Below are 8327 nucleotides of genomic sequence, written 5' to 3'. Positions count from 1 at the left end.
TTATCGAAAAAGTTTTACCACATTCCTTACATTTTAATCGGCCTTGTTTAAAATTATGACCAATTATATTAACTTTATTGTAGTGTCCTCGAGCATGGCAGTGTTCGTTTACACAACAAAAATCCTGAGTGTTTATTTGCATTGTAATACAAATTACTTACTCAGGATTTTATTTTTTGATGACTAACAACACTTAACTAGTGTGCTACCGTAAATTTAAGCTTGGGATTTTTTTATATAAAAACAGTTTTTAAAACATTTCCACTAACTCATCCACATGAATATTTGAGCTACTATGACTTACAATACTAATCTCCAAAGCAGTTTTCTTGAATTTTGAGATTGCCTTGAAAATTGCATCCATTATCCAATCTATATCATTTCCAAATGCTCCTCCTCCGACTAGAGTTAGAAAAACCTTATTACTATAATTTCGATCAAGATTGATTAAAGCAGTATGTAATGTAGCCTCATATGTAGCTTCAAGAATTAACCTTGCAAAACTTTCCCAAAGTGCAGGATCTAAATGAGAATAAGCAACAGGTAAGGCAGAACAAAAAACTTGTGAAACCAGCTGTGATGAATTGCCTATTGTTACTTCTGATTTCCATTGAATTCCTATTTTTAGTTTAGATTTTAAAGCTTCTCTCTCAGTATCATCAAGTTGATTAATATGGTCATTCACTATTTGGAGACTTTTTGAACCCATCAATGCATAACCATTGATCATCCTCCATAAATTATATTTATCATTTTTCAACTCCTCACCAATTAGATCCAAACAATCAATTTGATTAGAAAAAGATTGGCCTATTTGTTGATTTAAAGGCACAAAATAATTTCTATATATGGTTCCAGCGCCACAAGCAATAGCACAAGCAGGTCCTTGTGTATAATCTCTTTCATAAATCCCAACACCTAATTCAGGAGTTCTTTCGGGGCTCAACATTTCAAGTAGATTAAACTGAGAAGCAACTTGAAATAATGCATTTTCATTATCAGGATCTACATGCAAGTCTTGGACATCTCCTACTACTTCTTTTACAATGACATTTCCACGATAAATATCCATTAAAGATTTTTGTCTTAATTCGTAAAGTGCAGGAATTTCCAATTCTCCAAACTGATACACTTTACCGTTTACCTTCGAAATAATTTTATTTCCTTCGACTTTAATTTTTTCTCTCACATTCTTTGGAGAAACCTCTTCAAATCCCATTAATTTTTGAAACCACATTGATCTATAAATTCTGCTTTAAGTTTTACAATTGATTGTTTTATTTAATAATTCACTACTTGAATTAATAACAGTCTCAGTTAGTTAAATATAAAACATCTTAATATGAATATCTCTGAAAATTCCATACCATTTCGCTTATAAACTGACATATAATGCATTAGCAAGTTAAAATACTTCAATTTTACATTTCATTTTATTAAATTATAGATGTGTGAGATATGAGTACAATTCAACTTACTCTTTCTTTTAAAATATTGACACTTATACTATTAAACACCCATAATAATTAACTATCACTTAACTCTAAAATATGTCCACGACAACACCAGATAGATTCGGCAAAGAATCCTACACACAAATCTTAAAAGAAAAAGACCAAATCCTATCACTTATTTATGACACTGTTGGAGATGTAATTTTTGCTTTGAATGTAACAGCATCAGGTGAATATATTTTCAGCTCAGTAAATCAAAGCTTTTTGAATGCAACCGGACTACAACGCGAACAAGTCATTGGAAAAAATGTGAAAGATGTGATTCCTGAGCCTTCACTCACTGAAGTATTAGGACACTATGAAACAGCTATTTCTACCAAATCAAGTGTAAGCTGGGAGGAAATAACGCCTTATCCAACAGGAACCAAAATTGGTGAAGTACGCATTGCTCCTGTGTTTGATCATAACGAAAACTGTAAAATGCTAATAGGTAGTGTTCATGACATTACTGACAGCAGGAATTATGCTAAAAAGCTGGAAGTTTCCATGGAGAAAATTGCTCAGAAAAATTATGAATTAGAGCAAATGGGTTATGTTACTTCACATGATTTAAGTGAACCTCTAAATACTATTCAGAGTTTTTCGATGCTTTTGAAAAATGAATTAAAAGAATCTCATCATGATGGGAAAGCTTTGAAACACCTGGAGTTTATTACTTCGGCAACGAATAGAATGCAAGTTCTTCTTAAAGGAATGCTGGATTATAATGTTATTGGAAAACAATTAGAGTTAAAGCATTCAGATTTACATGAAGTTGTTGATCATGTTCTTGAAGATTTAGCTGGCACAATTATGAAGGAAGAAGCTGAAGTTATTGTTCCTGATTTACCTTCTTTAAAGATCTATGAATCTGAATTGAGAATGTTGTTTCAAAATCTTATTGGTAACGCTATAAAATACAGAAGTCCTGATCGACTGGTAAAAGTTGAAATTACTTGTCAGGAAGAAAAAGAAAGATGGAAACTGGAAGTGATCGACAATGGAATCGGTATTGATGAAGAATATTTTGAGAGAGTTTTCCATGTTTTTCAAAGGCTACATAAGCAAAAACAATTTGAAGGTTCTGGAATTGGGCTTTCGATTTGTAAAAAAGTAATTGACCTGCATGATGGTCAAATATGGGTGGAGAAAAATTCACCCTACGGAAGTAAGTTTTGTTTTACAATTAGTAAGAAGTTGATATGAGTAAAATGTTAGATTGCATCATGTGTATTGACGATGACGAAGCAACAAACTATTTTAATGAAACGATCATTAGTGGTATGAATATCGTCAAGCATCCTTTGTTTTATGAGGATGCTGAAACTGCTCTTGATTATTTGGCAAAGCCCCTTGAGAGTATCAATGTGCCTAATTTGATTTTACTAGATCTCAATATGCCGAGAACAAACGGATGGGATTTCCTTGATAAATACCTTTCTAGTGGTTTTGATAAAAAGTTTGATCAGACAAAAATTGTAGTACTGACTACTTCTATTAATCCTATGGACAGAGTAAAAGCGGAGTCTTATCTATGCGTGACCGATCTCGTCAATAAGATTTTAGATGCTACTAAAATCAGACAGATTTTAAAAAGTCATTTTGGGTTTCAATTTGATGCTTAAAATCCATTTCTGAAAAAAAATTGATATGATTATTTATGATGGTTCTCTAAATTGATAAAACTTCATCTCCTTTTATGACACATCAAAAGAGAATCCATTTTTACTGCAATAAAGAAACCATCATAAACAATCAGTATGTTCTTTTTATTCTAAAACAATTCTCTTAGCAGTTATTTTTGCATCTGTTATTAACTGAATTAGATAAACGCCCTTTGCTTCTCCTTTAAGATTGATAGTTGAAATTGATTCAGTTGACGAAAACGTTTTTTCAAAAACCACCTGCCCTATCAAATTATAAATGATAGCTTTTGGTTCTTGTACAACTTGCCCCCACTTGATCTTAAAAACACCTTCTGATGGATTGGGATAAATCGTTACATCCATTGCTTCAAAGACTTCATTGGAAGATATAATTTCATCTTTACCATTCAATTTAAACTTCTGCCAATCAGTAGCTTCATCACTTGTACAAAGCATATTGTTACGAACATAAAGGTTATTATTTCCTTTAAAGGCATAAATATCATCGCCAAAGTCTTCCATAATAAACTTTTCCATATTACCAATAGTATTACTTTGGCATGTCAATTCTTTCAGTCCATTTTCTGAACTCACATAAAGGTTATTGGACCCTTTAAGAGAAACCGTTCCATCTCCGTTATCTATGATTTGGAATAACTCTGTATCACTTACAGTTTCCGCCTCACAATTCAATACAGCAGGATTTTTAGTACTGATATAACGAAAGCTTCCTTGATTCTGGAAAAAAACTAATTCTATTTCATCAGCAGAAACCGAAAAAGAAAAAGCATCCATCTCAAAGTAATTTTCATCATTAACTTGTCTAATCACGACCTCTACTCTATAACCTTCACCCGCTTCCCAATCTGTATCTTGATCAATGTCCAATGTCATTACACCTTTACCTGCCGCAACGTTCTTCTTTACTTCAGTTACTTTTGTACCTGAAGAAGTTAAAACTGAAGCTACTATTTCATGAGCTGCTGTTGATTCATACTCTACTTTTACTTTAAAAGAATTTCCAACGTCTACAGATTTTGGAGCACTAATAATCTTTATTGAATTTTTTTTGGGAAGATCTACCATAGGAATCCAATCTGCTCCAGCCACCCACATATCTCCTCCTCTTTCATAAGCACCAATATCAGGAGCATCACCAACGAACCCATCGGTATAACCCGGAATCTCTTTTCCAGCATCAATCAATACTGAACCTTCTTTCGGTTCAAAATTGAGATTTGTAGCATCTACAAAAGGATCATTCTCGTCTATAATGTTTTCAGCTTGCACATCAGTTCCTATCCACGGTGCTTTATCTGAATAGTTATTCGTAATCACCACATCATCGAGGGTATAACCATTTTCCCAACGGCCCATTCCATCAGATGCTTTATAGATGGAGTTATTATAAATATCTAAATCCCAGTTATCCCAGTTGATCTGAATACCAGCCCACGATACGTTATAAACGACATTATTGTATACTTTATACCCTTTACTATGATTGTCTAAATAGATTCCTGCCACTTTGTAACCTGCATGCGGGGCTGCAACTGAATTATGAAACCAGTTATGATGAATTTCTGAGTTTTTGTAATCCGCGTTACCTACAGTATAGAAAACACCTCCATCAGCATTCATTTTCATTACATCAAAAACATTATTATAAGCGATTACTGCATTTGATCCACTCACATAAATACCACTTCTGCCGCCACCCGACACCGTATTGTTTTCGATCACAGTACCACTACAATTTGATCGAATAGGTTCAGCATGAATTCCTATAGTATTAAAGTTTCTGACAATATTATTTTTGATGGTTGTGTTTTTTGAACCTTTCCATGAGGCCAACATAGAGATACCATTGGCAGTACCATACTCTATCAAGTTTTTCTCAATTAGGGTATTCTGTCCTTCCACTGTTATCGCTCCAGAACCGATTTGTGCATCCGTATTGTCCAATTCATCTAAGATCGGAATACCATGACGGATTGTTGAGTTTCGAATTACATTATTATTACCTGTCGTTAATAGAATACCACCAAAAGTTTCAATGCCATCAACTACAATATAGTTTTTTGTCAACTTGAAAGTATATTCACGAGCTCTGTATTCACATTTTCCTTCAGAAGGATTTTCATCATTAGGTGCTTTAAAATAAACTTCTTCATTTGCCGCATCATAATAATATTCTCTTTCGATATCTAAAGCATCAAGGCTATTAAATAAATAAAAGATACCTCTGTGCCCATTTCTCAAAACCGTTGGGTTGTGAACTCCAAAGGGCCATTTTTCAATATTTACTGCTGTAAACTCAATACTCGAAGTAGAGTAAGACTCTATTTTTCTAGTCCAGCTAGCTCCTGAATGACCACCTAAGTACCAAACATATCCTTGACTCCAATCATAAGCAGGAATACCAGAATATTCAATATGAGAGCCCGATCCTCCTGTGATATATTCTGCATCAGGTGTGTAGGGGTCATTATCCACATTGTTCGGCCATCGGGCAATGTCCATCATATTTTCATTATAAAACAAAGCATTACGCTCCATTCCCAATGGCATTTTTATTTTAGCCTTATAAATATTATCACTTGTTAGAGTCCAATTCTTAATTTCTTCTACAGCTGAAACAATTACCTTATCTCCTTCCGCTGCTTTGAAAGTTATGGGGTTACCTGCACTACCACTTTTAGAAGTTGTAACCGTCTCACGATACACACCCTCATGTATGACAACCACGTCACCTGCAGTAGCAATTGTGGCTGCTTTTTGGATGGTTAAAAACGGGCTTGAAGAAGTTCCCGTATTGGTATCCTTTCCGTTTTTGGAAACATGTATTTCAGTGGCAAAAGTAAATCCACTCAATAGAATGCTTAAAAAGAGCGTAAATATTCGTTTATTCATAGTTTTGTATAAGTAATTAAGTCCGGCAACAACTACCTTTCATTTCATTTGATTTATGATAAAAGTAGCCTAGCTATTATTTACGTTATGGAACATTTAAAGCCTTTAGAGGGGGCGATCACATTACTACCGTCAAAAGAGAAAATAATCTCCCCCTTTTCATATAAAAAGTAGTCGCTTTTTAAGCTTGGACCACTTCAAAAACGACTACATATCAAACAACAGCTATTATAAATATATTAAGACATCTCTATGCATCTTTCATTATTGCTTTTATAAAATGATTATAATTTTCACCCATTGGCAATTCAAAATCTACTTTAATTTCCTTTCTCTTCACGATCACTTCCTCTTTGGTAATTGGATTCCATCCTTTCTTTTCTACCTCTTCCCAATAAAAGCCTATTCCTCTTTTTTGCCAGCTTGGGAGGTCATTATAGTTGATACCATTCTCAAACAATAATTCATTTTTAAAAGCGGTTGATTTCCCTTCAATCTCTTTTGAAGCTTGAAGTGCTGTTTTTCCCTGTTCTCTCAACAACTAATAACAGTGAGCATTCAAAGCATTTCTATGAGCATCCTCATTCCTCCATCGGAAATAATCTTCTACTTCCTGAGGTCTTGGTATTTGAGAAATTCTACAATCAAAAGCTCCAATATCTCCCAACAATAATGAAAATTTAGCACTGGCTTCCCCTGCCAATACGGAATTGTACTTTCTTACTTTTCTTGAAAAAGCATTAATGTCAAGGTCGAATAATAAAGATATTTCATCGCTTTGAGTAAAACCATAAATGACTTTAAAACCACAATTCATTAAATGCTTTACGGTTTCAATCATCATATCTCTAAATTTTTCATCAAAAGGCTTTTTAAAAGAATGAGTTTCTTTGGTCAATTTAGTAAAACCTCTGCCATCAATTCTCGCTATGATATACGTGTTGGGAGGGACACAAAAATCATGTGCAGTCTCATAAATTCTCAGTTTTTTGTCTAATTCATTAAACCTCATCTTTCCAATCTTCAATTGTGAAACCATCATCCTTCATCTTTACAAAATAAAGCTTATCAAAGCCTTCGGATAAAGAAGGAATTTCCATTTTACGATAACAACTTCTCACTCCCACTTCAGGAATTTTCTCTTTTCCTTCCCTGAGGTTATTTCGTTGCAAAGCTTCTTTTATTGTTGTACTAAAATAATATCCAATGACTTCGTAACTATTTTCCTTAGCCCATTTGATATACTTTTCTCTATCTGTCTTAGATGGATTTGTATTATCTACCACAAACTTTGCATTCGTATTAAAACACGTCTCTAAAAACTGTTTTTCTTTATTTCTAGTGTTCAATAGATCCATGCTTATTCTCACATGCGTGTTGAAAAAATGATTCTTGTAAAAAGTAGATTTTCCAGAAGCTTGAATTCCTGTAAAAATGATCGCTTGCATGTTATTTTATTTAATTGCTATTTCAAACTCTTTGATTAGTTGAATATTCAATCGTTCTATTTCAGATAATTCATCTTCAGATACAATCGCTTTTTCAGGTTTATACCAATCAAACTGTGAAAAATATTTCTTTAGATCAGCAGATTGAAAAATGTACCCATGACCGGCGAAAATCTCATTTCTCATCAGCTTAAGTTCTTTATATGACAATGTTTGAAGGTCTTCCTTTTTAAGGAGTCGTGTAGAAGCTATCTTAAATTTCCTTTTCTCACTGACCGATTTTGAAGGTACTAATTCTTCTATCCTACACTCATTTATTTTCAAATAACTGTAACTATCATGGCTATTCATTTTTTGATTATGGGAGGACAACCCAAATTTCATATTAAAATGTTCATCATACATTGATGAATCAGCCACTACTTCAGTGGTTGCTATGATTTCGATTATTTCTTCATGAATAAAACGATAAGACGCAGAAGTTGATTTTGCATTTGCTCCATCTGAATCAAAAGAAAAACCTAAACTGTATTCACTTACTATTTTATTCTTTATGATATAAAAACTACTGTAGGAACCCAATGATATTTGGTGATCAATGATTATATAGATCAAACTATCACATTGCCTTTTGTATTTAAGATAACACGGCTGAAATTCACCTGAATAGTCTTTAGTTGCTTCAAAATATTTCTCGGCAATATCATTCGGCAACTTGGTATTCACCTTCAAGTCTTTTATTTTCTGAGACAAATTTGATTCTTGTCCTAGAACCGTTGAGATATTAAAAACAACAAAGAAGAGTAGAAAATATTTTTTCATTTTTT

8 protein-coding genes are annotated in these 8327 nt (G+C 33.3%); 2 read left to right on the top strand and 6 right to left on the bottom strand.

Translation table 11 applies throughout. From position 1 onward, the window contains the following. Positions 1 to 250: 250 nt before the first annotated feature. On the bottom strand, positions 251 to 1219 hold the full coding sequence (locus HHU12_RS27560) for a hypothetical protein (RefSeq protein ID WP_240971152.1): 969 nt from the start codon (positions 1217 to 1219) through the stop codon (positions 251 to 253). 331 nt (positions 1220 to 1550) lie between these two features. On the opposite strand from HHU12_RS27560, the gene HHU12_RS27555 reads away from it, so the two are divergent. Continuing rightward, positions 1551 to 2699, top strand: coding sequence for an ATP-binding protein (locus tag HHU12_RS27555; RefSeq protein WP_169659959.1), 1149 nt, complete (start codon positions 1551 to 1553; stop codon positions 2697 to 2699). A gap of 5 nt (positions 2700 to 2704) precedes the next feature. Then, on the top strand, positions 2705 to 3118 hold the full coding sequence (locus HHU12_RS27550; protein ID WP_169659958.1) for a response regulator: 414 nt from the start codon (positions 2705 to 2707) through the stop codon (positions 3116 to 3118). A 144-nt stretch (positions 3119 to 3262) separates the two neighbouring features. Here HHU12_RS27550 and HHU12_RS27545 read toward each other — a convergent pair whose 3' ends face one another. From HHU12_RS27545 to HHU12_RS27530, 5 genes are all read right to left on the bottom strand, one after another. Further along, the gene (locus tag HHU12_RS27545; protein WP_169659957.1) at positions 3263 to 6052 is read right to left on the bottom strand and encodes a right-handed parallel beta-helix repeat-containing protein; all 2790 of its coding nucleotides are present in this window, start codon (positions 6050 to 6052) and stop codon (positions 3263 to 3265) included. 250 nt (positions 6053 to 6302) lie between these two features. Then, complete coding sequence (locus HHU12_RS35435; RefSeq protein WP_240971150.1) at positions 6303 to 6593, bottom strand: hypothetical protein; 291 nt, start codon at positions 6591 to 6593, stop codon at positions 6303 to 6305. Beyond that, positions 6594 to 7064, bottom strand: coding sequence for a tRNA(His) guanylyltransferase Thg1 family protein (locus tag HHU12_RS35430; RefSeq protein WP_240971147.1), 471 nt, complete (start codon positions 7062 to 7064; stop codon positions 6594 to 6596). Beyond that, positions 7054 to 7500: an AAA family ATPase gene (locus HHU12_RS27535; protein WP_169659956.1), complete on the bottom strand. Its 447-nt coding sequence runs from the start codon at positions 7498 to 7500 to the stop codon at positions 7054 to 7056. The genes HHU12_RS35430 and HHU12_RS27535 overlap by 11 nt, the downstream gene beginning before the upstream one ends. A gap of 6 nt (positions 7501 to 7506) precedes the next feature. Continuing rightward, positions 7507 to 8322, bottom strand: a complete 816-nt coding sequence (locus tag HHU12_RS27530) for a YARHG domain-containing protein (RefSeq protein ID WP_169659955.1) — start codon at positions 8320 to 8322, stop codon at positions 7507 to 7509. Positions 8323 to 8327 lie beyond the last annotated feature (5 nt).

The organism is Flammeovirga aprica JL-4 (assembly GCF_012844305.1).
GTDB classification, from domain to species: Bacteria; Bacteroidota; Bacteroidia; order Cytophagales; family Flammeovirgaceae; genus Flammeovirga; species Flammeovirga aprica.
Note: the sequence above shows the minus strand (reverse complement) of the source record. Positions and strands in the feature narration are given on the sequence as shown.